Raw genomic sequence first — 20,690 nt, 5'->3', positions numbered from 1 at the left:
GCTTCATCCTATTGAGTTGATGAAGCATTTATATTTTAAATTTAATCCAGTTGTGTTCCAAGATATTCCCACTCCTGTAAAGCTGTATTCAGCTCTTCCTTAGTTTTATTGTATTGTTCTAAGGTTTCATCTGAAGGATTTTCTTTGGCAAAAGAAGCTTCCATTTGCTCTACTTTTGTTTCAAGCTCGGAAATTTTCTCTTCCACTTTCTTAATTTTATTCTGAATATTTTTTTGCTCTTTACTTACAATATTTGAAGATTGACTGCTCGTTACTACAGGTTTTTCTTCCACTTTCTTAGGTTCTACCTTTACTTCGCTGTGAAGCTTAGCTTTTTCTGCAGAAATCTCTCTGATGGTTTCCTTTTGTCTGTACTCAAGATATTCATTGATATCTCCCAGGAATTCTTTCATTTTTCCGTCACGGAATTCGTAGATCTTATCACACAATCCCTGAAGGAATTCCCTGTCGTGCGAGATTACGATTAAAGTTCCTTCAAAATTCTGCAGTGCCAGCTTGATAATTTCCTTAGACTGGATATCCAGGTGGTTGGTAGGTTCGTCCATGATCAGTGTGTTGAAAGGACGAAGTAACAGTTTACAAAGTGCCAGACGGTTTCTTTCTCCTCCGGAAAGTACTTTTGTCTTTTTAGTAACAGCATCTCCCTGGAAAAGGAAAGATCCTAATAAATCTCTTACTCTTGGTCTTGTTTCTTCTGTTGCTGCATCTTCTGCTTCTTCCAGAACTGTTTTATTAGGCGTTAAAACCTCTTCCTGATTCTGAGCGAAATATCCGATGTTAACATTATGCCCAAGATTCCATGTTCCGGAATAATCTTTAATATCTCCTGCTAAAATTTTGGCTAACGTTGTTTTCCCCTGTCCGTTCTGTCCTAAAAGAGCAATTCTGTCTCCTCTCTGAACGATAAAATCTACATCATCAAAAATCTGCTTCTGCCCATATGCTTTTCCAAGATTGATGGCTTCAAAGATTACTTTCCCCGGAACCATAGATTGTACGAAACGGATGTTGAACTTTGAAACGTCTTCGTTATCCACTTCGATACGTTCAATCTTATCTAATTTTTTAATAAGTGACTGTGCAAAAGAAGCTTTGGTAGCACTTGCACGGAACTTATTAATGTTATCTTCCATCTGTTTGATCTCCGCATCCTGATTTTTTTTAGCCTGAATCAGTTTTTCACGGCGGTCTTCTCTCATGACAAGATATTTGGAATAGTTCGCTTTATAGTCGTCAACTTTTTTGTTGTTGATATCAAAAGTACGGTTACATACCGCTGTCATAAACTGTTTATCGTGACTTACCAGAACAATAGCTCCCGGATAATCTTTGAGGAAGTTCTCCAGCCAGATGATAGATTCCATATCCAGGTGGTTGGTAGGCTCATCGAGAAGCATAATATCGTTCTTCTGAAGAAGCAGTTTTGCCAATTCGATTCTCATTCTCCACCCTCCGGAAAATTCATCAGTAATTTTCTGGAAATCATCGGCTTTAAATCCTAAACCAAATAATACCTTTTCCATATCGCCTTCAAGATTGTAGGCATCATGATTCATCAGAAGGTCATTCAGTTCGGTCATTTTATTAATCAGATCCGTGTAGGAATCACTTTCATAGTCAGTTCTCACTGTCATCTGGTGATTCACCTCTTCCAGTTCATCTTTCCAGGCATTGATCTGCTCAAAAGCCTGCATGGTTTCAGCCCATACCGTTCTTCCTTTTACAAAATCAAGATCCTGTTTAAGGAAACCAATGGTAACACTACCTTCCGTCACAACCTCTCCTTCGTAGAAATTAATTTCTCCGGAAAGCATTTTCAATAAAGTGGATTTTCCGGCTCCGTTTTTACCAACGAGACCCACTTTATCATCCTTTTTAATGGTGAAATTGACATTTTGAAATAAATAATTTCCTGAATGGTGTAACCCTAAACTTTGAACCGAAAGCATCTTAATTAATAATTAGTAATGAATAATGAATTTTCGGGTGCAAAAATACGGAAAAAGAAATGAATAGCCGAGAAATAAAAAAAGCAGCCAGTTTCGGAGCATTTTCCTTCTATCAAGACAGATGTTACCTTTTAAAAAGGAGACACCATAAGATGTCCCCTAACCTAAATTTAAAACTGAGAAGTGTTTTCACTAATTCTTCCATTCATTTAATCTAACAGCTGCAGGCGTTTTTACAATGGAACGAACCCAGATATCATTATTGGGCACGTTTGTTCCATAAAGAAAGTCAGCAACAAAGCTGTCTTCCGGCAGATGAAGTTCTACGGAAAGCCTTTTTGTCCGGCTTGTTTCATCAACGGAGGTACTGCTTGATACATTTAATCCGTTATTGATCAGCTCAATATTAATTTCACGTTGGGTTCTATCCCGGAAACTATTACTATACAATCCGAAGTTTGACGAAATATGAGTATAATCTGCAAATCTTCCGAAATCATATATTGGCTTTTTGTTTCCGGAAAGGTCTCTCAGGTATTCTTTCATTTTGATATAATATCTATTGAGAAAAGCATGTTTATTATAATCTGTTCCGAAGTAGGCTTCATTTTCTGTACTAAATACTGACAATATGGTATTGGTCTCGTCCATCATCAGTTTTCCATATACTTTTGACAGGTCATTGTATACTTTATCACGGCAGACATACGCCCGTGAAATGCCATCCACCGTTTCCACTTTATATCCTGAGAGTAAGGCATCCCAGATTTTATTTCCTTCAGCATTGGTTTTTGTATTTCTGATATCTGAAACATAATTATGCAGATCATCAACATTGATGAAATCTGTAGAAATATAAACAGATTGCGGTCCTTCCAGATAGCCGCCTCCAATATCAGCATGATCTCCTGGGACAAATACTTCTTTCCAAACTGATGGCTTATTTTCTGATTTCTGATCCTGCATTGTTTTCGAATTCTCAAAAATACCGGTAAGCGGAAAGAAAAACCTGCTCTCATTGACTGCACAGAAATGTAAAACATTTTCTACCTGTGAAGATATCTTCATATTATAAGTATTGAAAGGTTTGGACTCTACCGTATCAAAAAGTCCTAAAAATTTTATTCTGCAATTTCCTACCGCATAAAAAGTCAGAAGCTGATTACCGAAAGTTCTTGCCAGCATACCTCCTCTCCCGAATCCATAGATGTAGAAATGATATTCCTTAGTCTCATCACTTGCTGTTTTTTGCACAAAATCTCCGGCTTTCCGAAGTTTATCATCAGATGAATATCCGCTTCCATACGGCGGGTTTGCACATGTCGCCATGGCAAAATTATTATCCTCATTCCCTGTTACAGTACCAATTCCTTCAATATAAATCTTTTGATCTCCAAGGAACAGACTGTATAATTTATAGATATTGCTGAAAGTACCATAGTAGCTTTCATTATTGTTCAGCGGTTTATCCGGTGAAAGAATATTGACCCCATTGTTTCCTGTACCGTCAAAGAAAATCCCGACGGAAATCACTCTGTTACCATTCATGTTTCTACTTTAATTTTTTACTAAAGATCCTGTTGTGTTTTTTCAACTGACATCCCTAAAAGAGACATTCCAAAATAACAGAAGAAAAACAAGGTTAGCTAGAGTGAAAAGTACCAAATAAAAAATTCCGTATTTCTACGGAATCAATTTATATTTTTTCAAGTGAGTAAATATTGTTGACAATAGCATAAATCACTATTCCCACTGTATTTTTGGCTCCTATTTTTTCAAGAATACGCTGCCTGTGACTTTCTACAGTTCTTGGGCTGATAAAGAGTTTTTCTCCAATTTCGTTGTTAGTCAATTCCTGGCAGATCAGTTTTACCACATCTTTTTCTCTTTCTGATAATTCATCTTCAGTTTCAAACAGAGAATTTTTCTTGGCAGAACTGTTCATATAAGTAAACAGCATCTGATGATCTTCAGCCGTGAAAAATACCCCATTTTTATCTACCATTGTGATGGCATCAATGAAGGTTTTCTTATTCGAATTTTTGGGAAGAAATGCTGATACTCCCAGCTTAACCATGTATCCAAGAATAGAGGTTTTATAATGGGATGACAGAATAATAATTTTAAGATCCGGATATTTTTCCTTGAGGATTTCCACCAGTTCAAAACCGTTCATAGGTTTCATCTGAACATCTACGAGAGCAATATCAGGAAAATCATCTTTTAAAAGTTTTCCGAGGTCTTCTATAAAATCGGGGCCATTATCTGCGGTAAGGCAAACTGATATATTTTTTTCATTGGAAAGCAGCATTTTTACCCCTTCGAGGATCAGCTGTTCATCATCAATCAGTGCTAGTTTGATTTGGGAACTCATGATATTTTGGAATTTTTATAATTAAACGACTTCCTTTATTCGAAAAACTTTTTTTCCATTTGTGTATTGCGTTCATAGATTTGATACGGGATTCTATATTTTTGATTCCCATTCCTTTTTTCACTTTTTCATATTCAAAACCCTGTCCGTTATCAGAAATCACCACTGCCATATTATCAGGATAATCTTTAATGTAAATCCAGATATCCGTTGCATCGGAATGCTTGATCACATTGGTGGTAAATTCCTGAATAATCCTGTACAGCTGTACTTCCACGAAAAGATCTTTCTTTTCATATCCCTGCATTACCTGCAAAGAGATATTAATTTTATGGGAAAGATTGGCTATTAATTCTTCAACATATAAAACCAGCCCTACCGACTCCAGATTTACCGGGTATAATGAATGGGAAATACTTCTGGAAGCGTCAATCAGCGAAGACATCTGGCTGTAGATATTTTTTTTGATCTGCTCATCACCCTGGGTATCAAGGTTATTCAGCCATAAAGAAAGAATATTAAGGCGGTTTCCGATGTCATCATGAATCATCACTGCAATTCTTTTTCTTTCTTCTTCCTGAGCTTTAATATTTTCCAGAACTAATTTTTTCTGATGGAGTACTTCTGCTTCATGCTGTACGTTTTTTTCCTTTATAATTCTGGTAATAAAAGCTCTGTAGGCCAACAGAATAAAGGATACTATAATTGCTATGGTAACAATTATAAGGATCAGCAGATTGATATTTAAAGTTACTTCTTTAATCTGAAAAATGTGTATAAAAATGAACAGTACAAAATACTCGATAGAATATTATTGGCACTGAGAATGGTATAGTAATCGTTTTCCGACAGATTGGCAATCTGATGCTGAATAATAAAAATAAATACTGAAACTGAGTAATAGAAAAAAATACTGGCATCTACAACAAGAAAACGGTTCTGAGCAGAGGTATTCTTAATCTCGAGAATCAGGGTAAATCCGGAAAGGCAAATAATTATAATATTGGAAACCACTTTCGCAATATCAGCATTTGCAGGATAGTCAAATCCGTATTTCGAGATCATAAAGCCCGCAGCCAATACACCTACAGTTAACAGAACGTATCTTGACCAGTCCAGTTTCCTGATAAATAAGCCGGTCAGTAAAAAAAACTCTCCTGCAATGTATAAAGGATATAGGAATGATGTGTCATTCAATCTGAAGATATAAGGCAGAGCCAGATTCAGCAGTTCAATAAAAAAAAGAAAAGCAATACAATGAAAATACTGCTTTTCTTTATGATTTAATATGCGGTATTTTGCTGCTCCCAGCAGTATAACAGATAGGAGCAGTGCATAGTTCAGGAATAAAATTGCCTTATAAAGTTCAGCCATTCCTCAGTGTATCATTTAAAATTCGCATCCTACACCTTCATCCGGTATACGGCAGATAGGAGGACATGGTTTTGCCCAATCGTATGTATTTGAAATAGCTTCGGCTCCAAGTTCTGCATTCCTAAGGTTTTCACGGAAAGAGATAAAAATAAGAGTTACCAGCATTTTCCCATAAATATCATTGTATCTGATACCAAAAGAACAGGTAATACCTGCCAAACCATCATCAGAAAGGCAAAGGTCTGCAGTAGGAACATAGAATTTTCTGAAGATTCCACTTCCCTGATTTTCTCTGCTCTCTTTGTAAAACCAATCCATACCTTGATTTCTCCAGCGTTCAATAGCATCTACAGCTTTGTCCTGCTCAAGAATTGGTGTATTGGAAACCGGTAATCCCATATTGGCATTCTTTTCCATGCTTTCAAGATCTTTAGACAGAACAGCATTTTTAATAAGAGTGTATTCCTGGATCTCCTGGAGTCTAATATCTTTTTCCAGCTGGGTAAGGAAGCTGTATGGATATTCTTTTGCATCTATTTTTACTCCCTCGTTATCGATAGGATAAAAAATAAGAATCAATCTGTCTCTGTAAACTCCTACTGCAGCACAAAAGTCTTTATACTCCCTGAACCCTTTCATCCACTCAAGGTGTTCTCTGGAAATATTAAAAACATAGTTAGTAGGGATAAGTTTTTGAATTTTGGAAAAGTCAGAAAGGGACGCTTTCCACTGGTTTGATGCTGCTCTACATTCTTCTCCAGGCAGCATATAGTCTACAATGTTTAATGTTGACATAAGTATAGTTTTTAGTCGTATAAAAATATACAAACTAAACATGCTACGCAAGAAGATTTTAATTAATAATTTTTCACAGTAATATGATAACAGCTCTGTTGCTTCTCTTTGATATAATATATTCTACCAATCTTCTCATAATGCTTTAAAACTTTCTCCAGAGCTATTTCCATTTTCGGATTGTATTTTAGAACATTGTTAAATCTCACATAAGAAATATCAAAAGAATTCCCATAATTATGAGAACTAATCCCTAATGAGGCATTAGAATTCACTCTTCTTAGCCTGCACTGATCTTCAAGCGTTCTTGTAATGGATGAAACAGTAAATGTACCGCCTTTTGTATCCTTGCTGAACTTAGATGCTATTTTCTCCAGCGTGGTTTTTGCCTTTGATACCATATAAGCCCTGCTGTAATCAAGCCTTTGAACATGATATCCCTTCCCGGATTTTTTTACTTTGTGGAATTTACCGCTATTGATGTATTTCTGTACGGTCCTGGAATCTTTCAGCAGCTGTACCCCAAAACTTTTTGAGGCATCAAGATGAGATTTATAAAGCGGCGTTGGTTCAACCTTCAGTACAGTGGCAAGATCATAACAGGGAAAATCTTTTTTAGCTGCCTGCGAATAATGTAAACTATAAATAAAAGGTACAAAGACCACGCAAAAAAACTTTCTCATTCACCATCCTTTTAAATTACAAATGAAAGATAAAACATTTATGTTATATCTTTCAAAACTGACTATTATACTCTCTCAATAAATCCCAAACAAACTTTACACCAAATTGCAGATTTTACAATTTTTGTTCTCTCTTTTTTGAAATATTTTTAAGATTTATCTTTTTACTTTAAGATTTAAATTTTACATTTGAGATACTTTAAACAATAAACAACATGATAAAAAAACTTTTCGCTGAATTTTTCGGCACATTTTGGCTTGTTTTCGGAGGATGTGGAAGCGCTGTTTTCGCAGCCGGTGTTCCAGATATTGGCATCGGGCTTTTAGGAGTTGCTTTAGCCTTCGGTCTTACTGTTCTTACTATGGCTTACGCTGTAGGACATATCTCAGGAGGGCATTTTAATCCGGCGGTTTCGTTTGGACTTTTAGCAGGAGGAAGATTTTCTGCAAAAGACCTTATTCCTTACATTGTAGCACAATGTCTGGGCGCAATTGTAGCAGCAGGATGCCTGTACACGATTCTTAACGGAGCCGGAGCGGTAGAATTCTCAAAACCCGGAGATTTCGCCACCAACTTCTACGGTGAAGCCGTTTATAACGGAAAAGCTTTCAGTATGGGAGCAGCATTTCTTGCTGAGTTTTTATTAACCGCATTTTTCCTTATTGTAATCATGGGAGCTACGGATAAGTGGGCGAATGGTAAATTTGCAGGTCTTGCTATTGGTCTTGCTCTTACTTTGATCCACCTGATCTCTATCCCGATTACGAATACTTCTGTAAACCCTGCCAGATCACTTTCTCAGGCAGTCTTTGTGGGAGGAACTGCAATGTCACAGCTTTGGCTGTTCTGGGTAGCTCCTATTTTGGGAGGAATTGTAGGAGGTTTAATCTACAAGTTCTTACTTCAGAGAGATACTGCTGAAATTGCAGATTAATTTTAAAATAACATTCAATGATAAAATCCTGTCAGGCGGCAGGATTTTTTATTTTATTTTTTTGATTTCAAAAGGATTTTTAAAGATCAGCTCTTCATGCTTTCCTTTGATTTCCATTTTACGCTGAAGAAGGTTCAAAGCCATTTTTCTGATAAAAAGATCCTTGTCATTCAGTTTCCAGTAAGAATCCTTATGAAGATTTCTAGGCTGGCGAATCAGATAAAATTCAGTTTCCCAGGTATCCACATTATGATAGAACTCTATGATTCCGCAGTGTTCAGGGATAAGGGCTGCATCTACCATTCCCATTGGAAGCAAAAAGCTAAAGGAATTGCATACATAATCGCCACAGGAAATTTTATCATGTTTCAGAAATTTTTCTCCGGTATCTTTATTCAGGTATGATTTTTTGAAATCATTTTTGAAATCACTTTTTGAAAGCTTAATTTCAATTTCGTGACTTTCACCTTCTGAATTGATGATTAAGATATCTGCTTCCCAATCTGCCTGAAAATAATTCGTCAGTACGATTTCTTTTTCAAAATCGCAATGGGAATGAATGTAGGCGTGTATGAGTTCTTCTATTTTGATCATTGATATAATTGTAAAATGTACAATGTAAAAAGTATTAATGATGATGCGCTCTCCTAAAAGTCAATATTGTAAACGCTAAGTTCACAAAGTTTTTTTATTTACCGACTGTTTAAAATGTTCGCAGAGTTGTTTCACTCAGCAAAAGCCGCAAGGTATTTTTATTGATTATGATCATACAAAAATTGACAAGCGAAGCAAATTGACGATTCACAATTGCTTTTATATTTAACTTTTAGCTTACCAGCAGACTGCATCCTCTGATATCGGAATGATCTATTCTTCCTAAGACCTGAAATTTATCTCCTATTATTTTTCCCAAATCCTGTGTTGCAATAAATGAGCAGGAATGGGTGTTGGCAAGATCAATAATATTAATAGCTCCTGTTCGGCCTTCTTTTTCATAAGCTAAAGGATCTTCAGCGTTGCGAACCATAATTCTCATCCAGTTTGGACACTCATATTCATTATTTCCAAGGGAATAAGCCTGTGAAAGCAACTCTGTCATAGAGTATTCGGAATAGATTTTCTCTGTTTTAAGACCTTCCTGTAATATTTTCAGCAATTCATCCTTTGTCATTTCTTCCTTTCGCCCTTTCATACCGCCGGTTTCAATTATCACTAAATTTTCGGGGAAGTTCATGGATTCTTCGCTTTGTTCATGACAATAATCCAAAAAGTCCAGAAGAGCAAAGGAAACTCCGAAAAGAATCACTTTTTTATCCTTCAATGTGTTCAGGAGTTCAAAGAGTTCGGCATGGTTATAAAGAAAATATCCGTTTTCCGGTTTCCCGGATTTTTTCATCAGATAATCTACCATATAGATCAGTGATGAATTCTGTCTCTCCAGATAACTTGGAAGCAGCCCCAGAAAAATAAAATCTTCCGGTTTTCCGATAAACTGATCAAAGCTTTTGTAAATACTCTCCTCATAAAGCTCAGTATCTGCGATGAAATGTTTTGAAAGGTTCATTTGGGTTGTTCCTGAACTTTGAAAGAAAAGATCCGTATCAATATTTTTATCCAGAATCTGATGGTTTTTAAACATTTCAATAGGAAGAAACGGGATTTTCACCAGACTATCGACCTCATCGGGATTAACCTTCAGAAAATCAACAAATTTCCTATATATTTCAACATTTCCATATTGATAACGAAATGTTTTCAATGAGGCATTCAGAAAATCCTGTTCATTCTCTATGTTGAATATATTTTTCAATTCCATAATTTTTGAGTTTCTTAATCCCTTACTACAAGGCAATTACAGAGATAAAATATTGTTTTTAAATAATTTTTTAATGCATTAAACCTATTTTGGTAGACTTATTGCAATGTGTTACTTGGAATATGGATTAAAAACAAGAGTGGGTTTTTCCACCCGTTCGAAAGTTACCTCTTTTAGGGGTAATTTTTTTTGCTTTATTTTTGAAAAGTTTTCAGTTCAAAATCTTTTTCAAAAACCCCGTACGTGAAATAGGAAATCCAGTCTCCAAGGTTGATATATTTTGCATTATGGTCCAGATCCAGTACCATGGGCAGGTGTCTGTGTCCATAGATAAAGTAATCAATCTTCTGAGTTTTCAGTTTTTCTTTGGAATAAATAATCAGAAACTCTTTATCTTCTCCCAGAAAAGCTTTGTCTTCTTCTCCTGAGATCATTTTATTTTTTTGGGAAAGATACAACGCTATTTTCATTGCAATATCGGGATGAAGCCATTTGAAGAACCATTGTGCCAAAGGATTTGTGAATAATTTTTTCATTCTTTTATATCCTTTGTCTCCAGGTCCCAAGCCATCTCCGTGAGCCAGCAGAAACTGCTTCCCTCCCATTTCAAAATATTGTTTCTGATAGAATACGGTGCAGCCAATCTCTTCTTCCAGATAATCTTTCATCCAGAGATCATGATTTCCGACAAAGAAATAAATATGAATTCCTCTGTCTTTGAGTTCTGCAATTTTTCCAAGTACCCGGACATATCCTTTGGGAATAACATGCTTCCATTCATGCCAGAAGTCAAAAAGGTCACCCATTAAAAACAAAACCTGAGCATCTTCTTTGATCTCATCCATCCAGCGTATAAATCTATCCTCCCGTACCTTGCTTTCCTTGGGTGTAGGAGCACCAAAATGCTGATCCGAAGCGAAATATACTTTTTTTCCAGGTTCTAAATTAATTGTTGTTTTTAACACCTTCTGAGTTTTGTGAAAAATTATTGATTATCTTCTGCAAACCATTCTCCATAAGAGTTTTCTGTCTCATGAAGTTTAAGATAGGCTAAAGAAATTCCTTCGGGAAGTCTTGATTTGATTTTAGCAGCAATGGCGTACAACATGTTTTCACAGGTTGGCTGGAAGCTGCAATAGATTACTTTATGTCCTTTCTGCTCAAGGTCATCTCCCAGTTCTTTATGAGGAGACAGCGCATTGACAAGGACCGCATGATCCCATACGTCCACGATCTCAGATTTTACGATACTTTTGATATCTCCGAAATCTACCACCATTCCATTTTTAGGATTTTCAATATCATTAATCGGTCTCCCTTTCACTGTTACAAACAGCTTATAGGAGTGTCCATGCATATTTTTACACTTCCCATCGTAGTTGTAAAGCACGTGAGCCGTTTCGAATGTAAAAATTTTTGTAATACGTATCATATTACAAAGATATGACAAAACCGCTTAATAGAGAAAAGACTGTTTCTATTACGGCGATTTTAAAATATTTTTTTAGCAGGTTTTCAAAATTGATATCTATTACTTCTTGAAAATTAATTGGTCTACTTCAAAACCTAATTGATACAAATAATCCAATCCATCTTGAACTGCTATTGAATTAACACCTGACCACCCATTTTTTAATCCAAGCAAAATAAACTGTTTAATGTACTTTGGCTCATTAAGATTAACGGTATCTTCTGAGTTTGTTAATTTATTTCTCAACTTAATACCGGATTTTAAAGGCTGACCCATAATATAATGATCAAATGTTACAAACTCAACGATCAAAGGAGTCTGTTTATGCTCTCTTAGAAAAACTTTCAATGTTAGAGTATTAATTTCAGTTTCAGCGTTCAATTGATCCGTAACCGAATACAAATATTCATTATTATCGATGACTATCTTTCTTAATTTGTTTTTCATCACCTCTCTTTATCTGATCGTTTTTTCAAATCTGTTAATGACTTTATATTCTTTATTTTTAATGACAATCTCATATTCTCCTTTGTCCAGAATTAAATAACGATTGTCTTTAGATGTTTTGAGTTCAATGATATCGGCAGGAATTCCTTTTTGTTCATACTCCCCTTTTCTATAGGCAAAAATCAATACCGGATATTCTGAAACTTCACAAACCGGAATCTTATACCACTTTCTATTTTTCGTCAGCATCCAATCTGGTCTGCCTTTGATGTATTTTGTAATGGGATGAATGATTTTAATATCGGTATACAGCTCTTTATCTTCTCCGTTATAGATTGCCTGATTTTCATCTTTTAAAACAACAGGGATAGTATTATTTACCAATCTTAAAAGTGGTTCGTTATACTTTGGGTTACTTTTTTCTGAAAACTGAGTCTGATCAATGGTAAAAGGATTTATTCCAGTAAGGTCTGAAAGTCTTCCCGCCATTGTTTTTTCCCAGGATTTATGAACACCTTCATACGCATGCTGGTAACCGCAGTAGATGAAATATTTGCCATCTTTATTTTTCTGCATAAAATCGAAAATATTGTTTGCCTCTCCTATTTCCCTTTGTTTATTATTTCCTTCTGCTTCATATGGGAAAAGCTTGAACCCAATTTTCAAGGCATTGTAAATAAAGTTTCCGAATTCTGGTTCTTTGGAATAATATCCACTGTTAAGAGCAGCAAATTTCGTGGTGTTTACAGAGTCACTCGCTAATGTTTCAAGTCCCAAATATCTGTATCCGTTATCATATAACCCCTGAAGCAAGGAAGATGCGAAAGTTCGGTGACTGGCATTGTGATGGGCTTCATTAATGATGATAATCTGTTCACTAACGGATCTTTTCAAGATATAATCTTTTGCGTTGACAGGGATTAGTTTTGTAAATCTTAAACTATCTGCAGTGCTCAGCTTTTTCACTCTTCCAAAAGTCATATCCCAACTTTTCAATGCAGGGTTATATTGTCCGCTTATCGAGTAAAATGTTGCACCCATCTGGCTTCTCCAGGATTGACTTTGGGTGGAGTCTGCCACCTTTTTTTTAATATCATCTGTAAACCAGTAAGGATTTTCCTGGCCATAACCTGCCATGCTTAAGAAGAGCAATGTCAGTGAATATAAGAGCTTCATATGTATTTAGCTTTTTAATTTGATGCAAATAGTCAAAAAAACTTCTCCAACCAGTCATTTTCCAAACGTTTGATCTTTTTAGTTTCAGGATCAAACAAAATCCAGAGTGTGCTTGAATTTACCACCAGTTCATCATTGCAATAGAATTCTACTTTCCTTGGCTGCTTAGCTCCTTCCGGAGCCATTGGATAGGTTCTTACCGTAATGATATCATGCAGATAAACCTGTTTTTTGTATTGAATATGATGATCCAGAAGCATCCAGGCATCATTCGTATACTCTGTTTTATATTTCAAGAGATCCCAGTGTTCTGCAGCCACTTCTTCCACCCAGTGTACATACTGTACATTATTCACATGGCTATTGTGATCAATATGTTCTTCTGTTACTTTGATCTGTTTTTCGTACATTAAATTCATTCTGCTGAAAGTTTACTCAAATTTATCATTTTAAAACAAAATATTCTTCATGCCATTAATCACTTTTACGCATAAAAAAACGGAATCATGAATTCTGATTCCGTTGTAATATTCAGTATATTAAGTTTCTTATTTAGATTTTCCAGCAGGTTTTGCAGGCGTTGCTGCAGCTCCTAATTTACTTTTCACAAGAGCTGTGATATCTTCACTTCCATCATTGTAAATAAGATTATTAGTTTCCTGAGATGCAATATCAAAAACATAATTGATACCTTTTTCTTTGGCAGCAGCAGAAATAGCAGCTTTTACTTTTTGCTGTAACGGAGTAAACAATTCATTTTGTTTTGCAGAAATATCTTTAGCAGCCTGTGCTCTTGATTCTTCAATTTTTTTACCCAGAGTCTGCAATTCTGTTTGTGCTGCCATCAGTTCTTTCGTTACCGCTTCTTTGTTAGCTTCACTAAGAGTCTTTTCTTTATCCTGGGCTGCCTTCAATTTAGCCTGATAATCACCGATTAATTTTTCAATTTCAGTCTGCTTGGTTTTTGTAAAATTGTCCACAGTTGCACTTATTGTTTTTACTTCGGATAAACTTGCAAAAATTTCATCAGTATTCACGCTACCAATCTTTTGTTGGGCTTTTGCAGCATTGGCTGTAAGTGTTAATCCTAATGTAATAAAAAGTACTTTAATTAAATTCATTTTTAATAATATTTTTTCAGCCTCAAATATAATTCAAATTTCAATTACTTATCATGTAGTATTTATTTCTTTATTATTTTGAGATATCTATAGTGTAAAAACAGGTTTAAACACCTTTAAACAAAAGAAAAACCTTCCCGAAGACGAGAAGGTTTAATATCAAAAAAATATGAAAAAATGACTAATGGAACTGTGCGGTTTCTGTAGAATCTTTCATCGCTACTGTAGCCGAGGAACCGTTTGTGACAATATTCTGTACTTCATCAAAATATCCTGTTCCTACAAAAGACTGATGCTTCACTGCTCTGAATCCTTTCTGCTGTAATGCAAACTCACGCTCCTGAAGTTCTGAATATCCTGCCATTCCTCTTTCTTTATAAGCTAAAGCCAATTCAAACATAGCCGTGTTCAAGGCATGGAATCCTGCAAGGGTAATAAATTGGAACTTGTATCCCATTTTAGCCAGCTCTTCACGGAAAGTAGACATTTCTTCCACACTCAGTCTTGCTGCCCAGTTGAATGAAGGTGAACAGTTATAAGCCAGCATTTTTCCCGGAAATTTGGCATGAATTCCTTCTGCAAATCTTCTCGCCTGTTCCAAGTCAGGATTTGAGGTTTCCATCCAGATCAGATCTGCGTATGGAGCATAAGACAAACCTCTGTCGATTCCCTGTTCTACTCCGTTTCTTACCACATAAAATCCTTCGGAAGTTCTTTCTCCTGTCACGAATTTCTTATCCCTGTCATCAATATCGGAGGTGAGTAAATCTGCAGCATCCGCATCTGTTCTTGCAATAATAAGACTTGGAACACCTAATACATCGGCAGCCAGACGTGCTGCAATCAACTTATTGACTGCTTCCTGAGTAGGCACCAATACTTTTCCGCCTAAGTGACCGCATTTTTTGGCTGAAGAAAGCTGGTCTTCAAAATGTACGCCCGCTGCTCCCGCTTCAATCATCTGTTTCATCAGCTCAAAAGCATTCAGATTACCTCCGAAACCTGCTTCTGCATCTGCAATAATAGGCACAAGATATTCTTTGTTTCCTGTTCCGCTTACGGATTGCACCTGATCTGCCCTTAATAAGGCATTATTAATTTTCTTTACCACAGAAGGCACTGAGTTGGCCGGATATAATGACTGATCCGGATACATCTCCCCTGATAGGTTGGCATCCGCCGCAACCTGCCACCCTGAAAGATATATTGCTTCCAGCCCGGCATCTACTTCCTGTACCGCCTGATTACCTGTCAATGCGCCAAGTCCTGCCACATAATCCTGAGTATTTAATTTATTCCAGAATTTTTTGGACATTTCTGTAGCAATAGTATAATCTATGGTATAAGAACCGCGAAGTTTTAAAACTTCTTCTGCTGTATAAGGTCTTTTCACACCGTTCCAGCGTGGATTTGTAAGCCAATCCTGTTCAATAGCCTGGATTTGTTCTTGTCTTGTTTTCATAATATTGGGATTTTGTTTGATTAGGTTTGAAAATAATTTTGTTGCTGGATGCCAGTTCTATTGTTAGTGTTAATTGATAATTGGGTTTTCAACCAGCAACTATAAAACCAGCAACCAACATTTTATTAAATAAAAGGATATGCTTTAAGGGTTAGAAATTCTTCAAATTTTTCAGAAAAGATCAGTTCATTGAAAAGTTCTTTAGCGAGGTTAAATTTTCCGTTCCGGAAACGGGCTTCTCCTACATACTTTTCAATATGGTCCATTTCTTCTTTTTCCCACTGCAGTATCATGCTTCGGGTTAACGTCCTGTCATCACTCAGAACGGCTTCGTTTTTCAGCCACTGCCAGATTTGTGTTCTTGAAATCTCTGCAGTAGCGGCATCTTCCATCAGATTATAAATAGCAGCAGCACCGGTTCCCATCAGCCAGCTTTCAAGGTAAAGAATTCCAACATTGATATTTTTCCGGACTCCTTTTTCGGTAATATCTCCTTTGGGGATTTCCAGCAGCTGATTTTCCGTTATATGATATTCAAATTTTTTATCGATCTGATTTTTGGAAGGCATATACTTATCAAAAATTTCTTTTGCCACCGCTACCAATGCCGGATGTGCTACCCATGTACCATCATGACCGTTTTTCACTTCCCTTTCTTTGTCATTTTTTACTTTTTCAAAAGCTTTTTTATTGGCTTCATCATCGTCCTTTACAGGAATCTGGGCAGCCATTCCGCCGATAGCATGAACATTTCTTTTATGGCAGATTTCTATCACCCTTTTTGAGTATGCACTCATAAAAGGAGAAGTCATCGTCACCTGGTCTCTGTCCGGAACAATAAACTCGGGAAGGTTTCTGAATTTTTTAATGTAGGAGAAAATATAATCCCATCTTCCGCAATTCAGTCCTGCGCTGTGTTCTTTTAATTCAAATAAAATCTCATCAATCTGAAATGATGCAGTAATGGTTTCTATTAAAACAGTAGCTTTAATAGTTCCTTCCGGAATTCCAAGGTAGTTTTGTGCAAAAACAAAAACCTCATTCCACCATCGGGCTTCTTTATAATGTTCCAGTTTGGGAAGGTAAAAGTAAGGACCGCTGCCGTTTTCCAGAAGCTGTTTTGCGTTTCTGAAGAAATACATTCCAAAATCAGTCAGTGATCCGGAAGCTTTCTCTCCATTGATTTCAATATGTTTTTCCGGAAGATGAAGACCACGTGGACGAACCTGTAGAACAGCCGTTTTCTCATTGAGGGTATACGCTTTTCCTTTTTCATTGACAAAATCAATGTTTCGGTTAATGGCATCAGAAAGGTTAATCTGTCCCTGGATACAGTTTTCCCACACCGGCGAGCTGCTGTCTTCAAAGTCAGCCATAAATGCAGATGCTCCGGAATTCAGGGCATTGATAATCATTTTACGGTCAACAGGGCCTGTAATTTCTACTCTTCTATCCAGCATATCGTCAGGAAGTGAAGCACATACCCAATTCCCATTCCTGATGTCTGCAGTTTCTTTTAAGAACCCGGGCAGATTTCCCTGATCAAAATGTTGCTGAGTATTTTTTCTTTCTTCTAAAAGTTCAAGTCTTTTATCATTAAAGTTTTGATGAAGCGAAATCAGAAAATCTACCAAATCAGGAGTAAATATTTCCTCAAACTGCTTCTGTGACTTTATTTCTAACTGAGTCTTTGTTTCCATAACCTATTGATTTTGTGATTTGATGTTACAAACATAAATAAAAATTTTCACAAATAGCGAACGTTCGCTAAATTTATTTTAAAATTTATTATGCGAATAATCGCATCTATTTATTTATATTTGAGTAATGAATTCAGAAAGCGACTTTATCAAAACAGTTTTCGGGCTAAAACTGAAACAGCAGAGACAAAAGAAAAACTGGTCTCTGCAGGATCTTGCTGTAAAGACAGGATTATCAAAATCTTACCTCAACGAAATTGAAAACGGAAAAAAATATCCCAAGCATGATAAAATCATTCAGCTTTCTGAAGCGCTGAACTGTACTTTCGATGATCTGGTTTCTACCAAACTTGATAAAAGTCTTGCCCCTTTCAATGAAATCCTGCAGTCTGATTTCTTTAAAGAAGTTCCGCTGGAACTTTTTGGAATCAATAAGAACAACCTCATCAGCATCATCAGCGATGCTCCTAAAAAAGTAACTGCTTTTATCAATGCTCTGATCGAAATTTCTCAGAATTATAATCTGGGAAAAGAAAGATTTTATTTTGCGGTATTAAGATCATTTCAGGAATTGTATGACAATTATTTTCCGGAAATTGAAGAAAAGGTAGATTTGTTTACACATGAAAATCAGTTAAAAATCAAGAAAAGCTTAAAGTCTGATATTCTGGAGAAAATTCTTGCAGAAAAATTCAGCTACACCATTCAGTCGGAAGATTTTGAAAAATATGGAACTCTGGACAATCTGCGATCTCTTTTTATTCCGGAAAAAAAACTTTTGCTTCTGAATCAAAAACTGGAAAAGGATCAGAAAACATTCATCCTCGCTAAAGAAATCGGCTTCAATGTACTGGAATTAAAAAATCGTCCCAATACGTATTCATGGCTTGACTTCGGAAGTTTTGAAGAGATCCTGAACAACTTTTACGCCTCTTATTTTGCAGGAGCATTGCTAATTTCCAAAAAATCTGTCATTGAAAAAACTTCAGAATTTTTCCAGCAGAATACATGGGAATCTAAAAGTTTTGAGGGACTGATCGATAGTTTCACCCACTCTCCTGAAACGTTTTACTATCGGCTGACCAACATCCTCTCGGCCGAAATGGGAATTAAAGATCTTTTTTATTTATGTCTGGTAAAAAAGAAAAACTCGGATAAAATTCAGATTTTAAAAGAGCTTCATCTTAATCATCAACAGGCTCCTCATGCGAATGCAATGAACGAACATTACTGCAGAAGATGGATTGCGGTAAAAAATCTTGGTGATTTAAAAGAAAATGAAACCCTTACGGATGCTCAGATTTCTCACTATAAAGATCAGGGAATAAGCTATCTGGTAATTTCTACTTCACAGAAAAATCCTTTTTCAGATGGAAGTAACAGAAGTTATTGTCTGGGGATTTTACTGAATTCTCAAACGATTAAAAAAATAGGTTTTATCAAGTCTCCATCTTTAAAAACCATCAATGTAGGGGTTACCTGCGAATCATGCAGTATTGCCGATTGTGAAGTACGACAGGCACCGCCCGTAAGACTGGAAAAGGAACATTTTAATCTGAGTATGAAAAGTTCTGTGGAAAAGATCAGGAAAAATTTTGAAGGGATCTAAATGTGAACAGTGAATTGTTAACGCGCTTTACTTGTGAGTTCTTTCTATTTTGGATACGTGATTCAATCTTAAACGCAGAACTCGCAAAGTATTCTGTACTATTTTGTATTTTTTCGGGCGCTATGGCGTTTCACTCAGCAACGAAAAAGGATATATCTCTACTCAATTCAATACCCTTTTAACCATTTTTTACTATTGCAAAAATTGACAATTATTTTCATATCTTAGTAAAAACACACTATGATTTTAGATGTATTGTTTCCTAACCGCTGCATTCACTGCAACAGAATCATCGATCCTGAATTTTTGGTTTGTGATCTTTGTTTCAGCCAGATTCATTTTACCCATTACAATTATTTTGAAAATAATCCGGTTAAGGAAAAATGCAGTTTATTCTTTCCGGTTGAAAACGCTTATTCTTTAATACAATTTGAAGAGAAAGGCTTAAGCAGACAGATTATTCATGAGCTGAAATATAAAAGCAGAGAAAAAACTGGAAAGATTCTTGCAGACTGGACGACTGAGCGGCTGAAATTTGATGACCACAAACCTGATTTACTGGTCAGCGTACCTCTTCATCCGAGGAAACTCAAAGAGCGTGGATATAACCAACTTCATTTATACACAGAAACGTTGTCTTCATTTTACAACATCGCTTTTGATCATCAATTAATTAAACGAAATCATTATTCAAAAGCTCAGGCTTTAAAAGATAAGAAACACAGACTGGAGTCTGCCAATATGTTCTCCATTACTCAATCTATTACCGGAAAGCATATTCTACTGATTGATGATGTTTTCACTACAGGAAATACGGTTTCATCAGTGGCATGGGAAATTTTAAGTGCCGGAGATAATAAAGTGAGTGTTTTGGTGATGGCTGAGGATGCTTGATACGGGAACGGGGTGCGAGTTGTGAGTTACAGGATGCTAGTTTCGGGTTTTTCTGTGCAGAGCAATAATCAAGAATATTTTCAAACCCTACAACACTCAAACACACTTACAATTCCTCCTCCATCTATTTTCACGATTCAATTCATTTTCCTAATTTTCCGGAAACTATACAACTATGCCCAATCTGATTTTACTACACGGAGCTTTAGGTCACAGTGACATTTTTAAGCCTTATCTGAACGTTCTGTCATCATATTTTAGAGTTCATACTCCTATTTTTTCAGGACATGGAGATCAGGAACTTCCTGCAGGCGGTCTCAGTATTAAAAAGTATGTCCAGGAATTATCTGAGTATTGTAAAGTGAATCATCTGACTGACCTATCTATTTTCGGACACAGCATGGGTGGCTATGTTGCACTTTGCTACGCCATGCAAAATACTGACAATGTAAATTCTGTTATAACACTGGGCACAAAGTTCGACTGGACTGAAGAACAGGCTTTAAAAGAAAGTAAAATGCTTAATCCGGATGTTATTCTTGAAAAAATTCCTCAGTATGCCCAGCTTTTAGAATCACAACACGGAACAAAATGGAAACAGCTTCTTCCTGCTATTGCTGATTTAATGATTGATCTAGGTAAAAATCCTCCTCTGGAAAATAATTTTGCTACGATTACCACTCCGGTTCAAATCATGGTGGGAGATAAAGATAATATGGTCACTATTGAAGAGAGTATGAGAGTTTACAGAAGCCTTCCAAACGCAAAATTTGCCGTACTTCCGGACACAAAGCATCCTATGGATAAAGTACGGCCTGATTTATTATTGAACTTAATAAAAGATTTCCGGAATCTTTCTTAAT

General features: G+C 36.2%; 21 protein-coding genes. 4 read left to right on the top strand and 17 right to left on the bottom strand.

Annotated elements, in window-relative coordinates:
• Positions 1 to 41: 41 nt before the first annotated feature.
• From C8D70_RS08855 to C8D70_RS08825, 7 genes are all read right to left on the bottom strand, one after another.
• Positions 42 to 1,970 carry an ABC-F family ATP-binding cassette domain-containing protein gene (locus tag C8D70_RS08855; protein WP_110367073.1) on the bottom strand — a complete coding sequence of 643 codons (1,929 nt, stop codon included), beginning with the start codon at positions 1,968 to 1,970 and terminating at the stop codon, positions 42 to 44.
• Positions 1,971 to 2,162: 192 nt separating this feature from the next.
• Complete coding sequence (locus C8D70_RS08850) at positions 2,163 to 3,518, bottom strand: T6SS phospholipase effector Tle1-like catalytic domain-containing protein (protein WP_110367072.1); 1,356 nt, start codon at positions 3,516 to 3,518, stop codon at positions 2,163 to 2,165.
• 148 nt (positions 3,519 to 3,666) lie between these two features.
• Positions 3,667 to 4,344 carry a response regulator gene (locus C8D70_RS08845; RefSeq protein ID WP_076596375.1) on the bottom strand — a complete coding sequence of 226 codons (678 nt, stop codon included), beginning with the start codon at positions 4,342 to 4,344 and terminating at the stop codon, positions 3,667 to 3,669.
• Positions 4,313 to 5,029: a sensor histidine kinase gene (locus C8D70_RS08840; RefSeq protein ID WP_228402552.1), complete on the bottom strand. Its 717-nt coding sequence runs from the start codon at positions 5,027 to 5,029 to the stop codon at positions 4,313 to 4,315. The genes C8D70_RS08845 and C8D70_RS08840 overlap by 32 nt, the downstream gene beginning before the upstream one ends.
• Positions 5,030 to 5,094: 65 nt before the next feature.
• Positions 5,095 to 5,718: a hypothetical protein gene (locus C8D70_RS08835; protein WP_076596377.1), complete on the bottom strand. Its 624-nt coding sequence runs from the start codon at positions 5,716 to 5,718 to the stop codon at positions 5,095 to 5,097.
• A gap of 15 nt (positions 5,719 to 5,733) precedes the next feature.
• Positions 5,734 to 6,513, bottom strand: coding sequence for a hypothetical protein (locus C8D70_RS08830; protein WP_228402554.1), 780 nt, complete (start codon positions 6,511 to 6,513; stop codon positions 5,734 to 5,736).
• Positions 6,514 to 6,575: 62 nt separating this feature from the next.
• Entirely contained in the window at positions 6,576 to 7,196 is a 621-nt protein-coding gene (locus C8D70_RS08825; RefSeq protein ID WP_076596378.1) for a DUF5715 family protein, read from the bottom strand.
• A 218-nt stretch (positions 7,197 to 7,414) separates the two neighbouring features.
• Between C8D70_RS08825 and aqpZ the strand changes: the two genes are divergently transcribed.
• Positions 7,415 to 8,131, top strand: a complete 717-nt coding sequence (gene aqpZ, locus C8D70_RS08820) for an aquaporin Z (protein WP_076596410.1) — start codon at positions 7,415 to 7,417, stop codon at positions 8,129 to 8,131.
• 48 nt (positions 8,132 to 8,179) lie between these two features.
• Here the strand turns inward: aqpZ and C8D70_RS08815 are convergent, their stop codons facing one another.
• From C8D70_RS08815 to aceB, 10 genes are all read right to left on the bottom strand, one after another.
• Positions 8,180 to 8,725, bottom strand: coding sequence for a hypothetical protein (locus tag C8D70_RS08815; protein ID WP_110367071.1), 546 nt, complete (start codon positions 8,723 to 8,725; stop codon positions 8,180 to 8,182).
• A 232-nt stretch (positions 8,726 to 8,957) separates the two neighbouring features.
• Positions 8,958 to 9,947 (bottom strand): acyl transferase, encoded by a 990-nt coding sequence (locus tag C8D70_RS08810; RefSeq protein ID WP_181416108.1) that lies wholly within the window; start codon positions 9,945 to 9,947, stop codon positions 8,958 to 8,960.
• 194 nt (positions 9,948 to 10,141) lie between these two features.
• Positions 10,142 to 10,912 (bottom strand): UDP-2,3-diacylglucosamine diphosphatase, encoded by a 771-nt coding sequence (locus C8D70_RS08805; RefSeq protein ID WP_110367070.1) that lies wholly within the window; start codon positions 10,910 to 10,912, stop codon positions 10,142 to 10,144.
• Positions 10,913 to 10,932: 20 nt separating this feature from the next.
• On the bottom strand, positions 10,933 to 11,379 hold the full coding sequence (locus C8D70_RS08800) for a 6-pyruvoyl trahydropterin synthase family protein (protein ID WP_076596381.1): 447 nt from the start codon (positions 11,377 to 11,379) through the stop codon (positions 10,933 to 10,935).
• Between the two features lie 99 nt (positions 11,380 to 11,478).
• Positions 11,479 to 11,865 (bottom strand): hypothetical protein, encoded by a 387-nt coding sequence (locus C8D70_RS08795; RefSeq protein ID WP_110367069.1) that lies wholly within the window; start codon positions 11,863 to 11,865, stop codon positions 11,479 to 11,481.
• 9 nt (positions 11,866 to 11,874) lie between these two features.
• On the bottom strand, positions 11,875 to 13,041 hold the full coding sequence (locus C8D70_RS08790) for a hypothetical protein (RefSeq protein WP_110367068.1): 1,167 nt from the start codon (positions 13,039 to 13,041) through the stop codon (positions 11,875 to 11,877).
• 32 nt (positions 13,042 to 13,073) lie between these two features.
• Positions 13,074 to 13,460 (bottom strand): acyl-CoA thioesterase, encoded by a 387-nt coding sequence (locus tag C8D70_RS08785; RefSeq protein WP_110367067.1) that lies wholly within the window; start codon positions 13,458 to 13,460, stop codon positions 13,074 to 13,076.
• A 129-nt stretch (positions 13,461 to 13,589) separates the two neighbouring features.
• Positions 13,590 to 14,162, bottom strand: coding sequence for an OmpH family outer membrane protein (locus C8D70_RS08780; RefSeq protein ID WP_076596385.1), 573 nt, complete (start codon positions 14,160 to 14,162; stop codon positions 13,590 to 13,592).
• 181 nt (positions 14,163 to 14,343) lie between these two features.
• Positions 14,344 to 15,624, bottom strand: a complete 1,281-nt coding sequence (aceA, locus tag C8D70_RS08775; protein WP_076596386.1) for an isocitrate lyase — start codon at positions 15,622 to 15,624, stop codon at positions 14,344 to 14,346.
• Between the two features lie 125 nt (positions 15,625 to 15,749).
• Positions 15,750 to 17,324 carry a malate synthase A gene (gene aceB / locus C8D70_RS08770; protein WP_110367066.1) on the bottom strand — a complete coding sequence of 525 codons (1,575 nt, stop codon included), beginning with the start codon at positions 17,322 to 17,324 and terminating at the stop codon, positions 15,750 to 15,752.
• 127 nt (positions 17,325 to 17,451) lie between these two features.
• Here aceB and C8D70_RS08765 point away from each other — a divergent pair, with 127 nt between their 5' ends.
• The 3 genes from C8D70_RS08765 (at position 17,452) to C8D70_RS08755 (ending at position 20,689) form a co-directional block, all read left to right on the top strand.
• Entirely contained in the window at positions 17,452 to 18,933 is a 1,482-nt protein-coding gene (locus C8D70_RS08765) for a helix-turn-helix domain-containing protein (RefSeq protein ID WP_110367065.1), read from the top strand.
• A gap of 240 nt (positions 18,934 to 19,173) precedes the next feature.
• The gene (locus C8D70_RS08760; RefSeq protein WP_110367064.1) at positions 19,174 to 19,827 is read left to right on the top strand and encodes a ComF family protein; all 654 of its coding nucleotides are present in this window, start codon (positions 19,174 to 19,176) and stop codon (positions 19,825 to 19,827) included.
• Between the two features lie 175 nt (positions 19,828 to 20,002).
• A complete protein-coding gene (locus C8D70_RS08755) occupies positions 20,003 to 20,689 on the top strand; it encodes an alpha/beta fold hydrolase (RefSeq protein WP_110367063.1) in 687 nt (228 codons plus the stop codon).
• The last annotated feature ends 1 nt before the right edge of the window (position 20,690 follow it).

The organism is Chryseobacterium sp. CBTAP 102 (genome assembly GCF_003201365.1).
GTDB lineage: Bacteria > Bacteroidota > Bacteroidia > Flavobacteriales > Weeksellaceae > Chryseobacterium > Chryseobacterium candidae.
This window is presented reverse-complemented; position numbering and strand designations above follow the sequence as displayed.

Coding starts and splice junctions, on each gene's coding strand:
- C8D70_RS08830 (WP_228402554.1), bottom strand. CDS start 6,513: ATGTCAACATTAAACATTGTAGACTATATGCTGCCTGGAGAAGAATGT.
- C8D70_RS08760 (WP_110367064.1), top strand. CDS start 19,174: ATGATTTTAGATGTATTGTTTCCTAACCGCTGCATTCACTGCAACAGA.
- C8D70_RS08855 (WP_110367073.1), bottom strand. CDS start 1,970: ATGCTTTCGGTTCAAAGTTTAGGGTTACACCATTCAGGAAATTATTTA.
- C8D70_RS08810 (WP_181416108.1), bottom strand. CDS start 9,947: ATGGAATTGAAAAATATATTCAACATAGAGAATGAACAGGATTTTCTG.
- C8D70_RS08835 (WP_076596377.1), bottom strand. CDS start 5,718: ATGGCTGAACTTTATAAGGCAATTTTATTCCTGAACTATGCACTGCTC.
- C8D70_RS08850 (WP_110367072.1), bottom strand. CDS start 3,518: ATGAATGGTAACAGAGTGATTTCCGTCGGGATTTTCTTTGACGGTACA.
- C8D70_RS08815 (WP_110367071.1), bottom strand. CDS start 8,725: ATGATCAAAATAGAAGAACTCATACACGCCTACATTCATTCCCATTGC.
- C8D70_RS08755 (WP_110367063.1), top strand. CDS start 20,003: ATGCCCAATCTGATTTTACTACACGGAGCTTTAGGTCACAGTGACATT.
- C8D70_RS08800 (WP_076596381.1), bottom strand. CDS start 11,379: ATGATACGTATTACAAAAATTTTTACATTCGAAACGGCTCACGTGCTT.
- C8D70_RS08785 (WP_110367067.1), bottom strand. CDS start 13,460: ATGAATTTAATGTACGAAAAACAGATCAAAGTAACAGAAGAACATATT.
- C8D70_RS08825 (WP_076596378.1), bottom strand. CDS start 7,196: ATGAGAAAGTTTTTTTGCGTGGTCTTTGTACCTTTTATTTATAGTTTA.
- C8D70_RS08780 (WP_076596385.1), bottom strand. CDS start 14,162: ATGAATTTAATTAAAGTACTTTTTATTACATTAGGATTAACACTTACA.
- aceA (WP_076596386.1), bottom strand. CDS start 15,624: ATGAAAACAAGACAAGAACAAATCCAGGCTATTGAACAGGATTGGCTT.
- C8D70_RS08795 (WP_110367069.1), bottom strand. CDS start 11,865: ATGAAAAACAAATTAAGAAAGATAGTCATCGATAATAATGAATATTTG.
- C8D70_RS08765 (WP_110367065.1), top strand. CDS start 17,452: ATGAATTCAGAAAGCGACTTTATCAAAACAGTTTTCGGGCTAAAACTG.
- C8D70_RS08790 (WP_110367068.1), bottom strand. CDS start 13,041: ATGAAGCTCTTATATTCACTGACATTGCTCTTCTTAAGCATGGCAGGT.
- aceB (WP_110367066.1), bottom strand. CDS start 17,324: ATGGAAACAAAGACTCAGTTAGAAATAAAGTCACAGAAGCAGTTTGAG.
- C8D70_RS08845 (WP_076596375.1), bottom strand. CDS start 4,344: ATGAGTTCCCAAATCAAACTAGCACTGATTGATGATGAACAGCTGATC.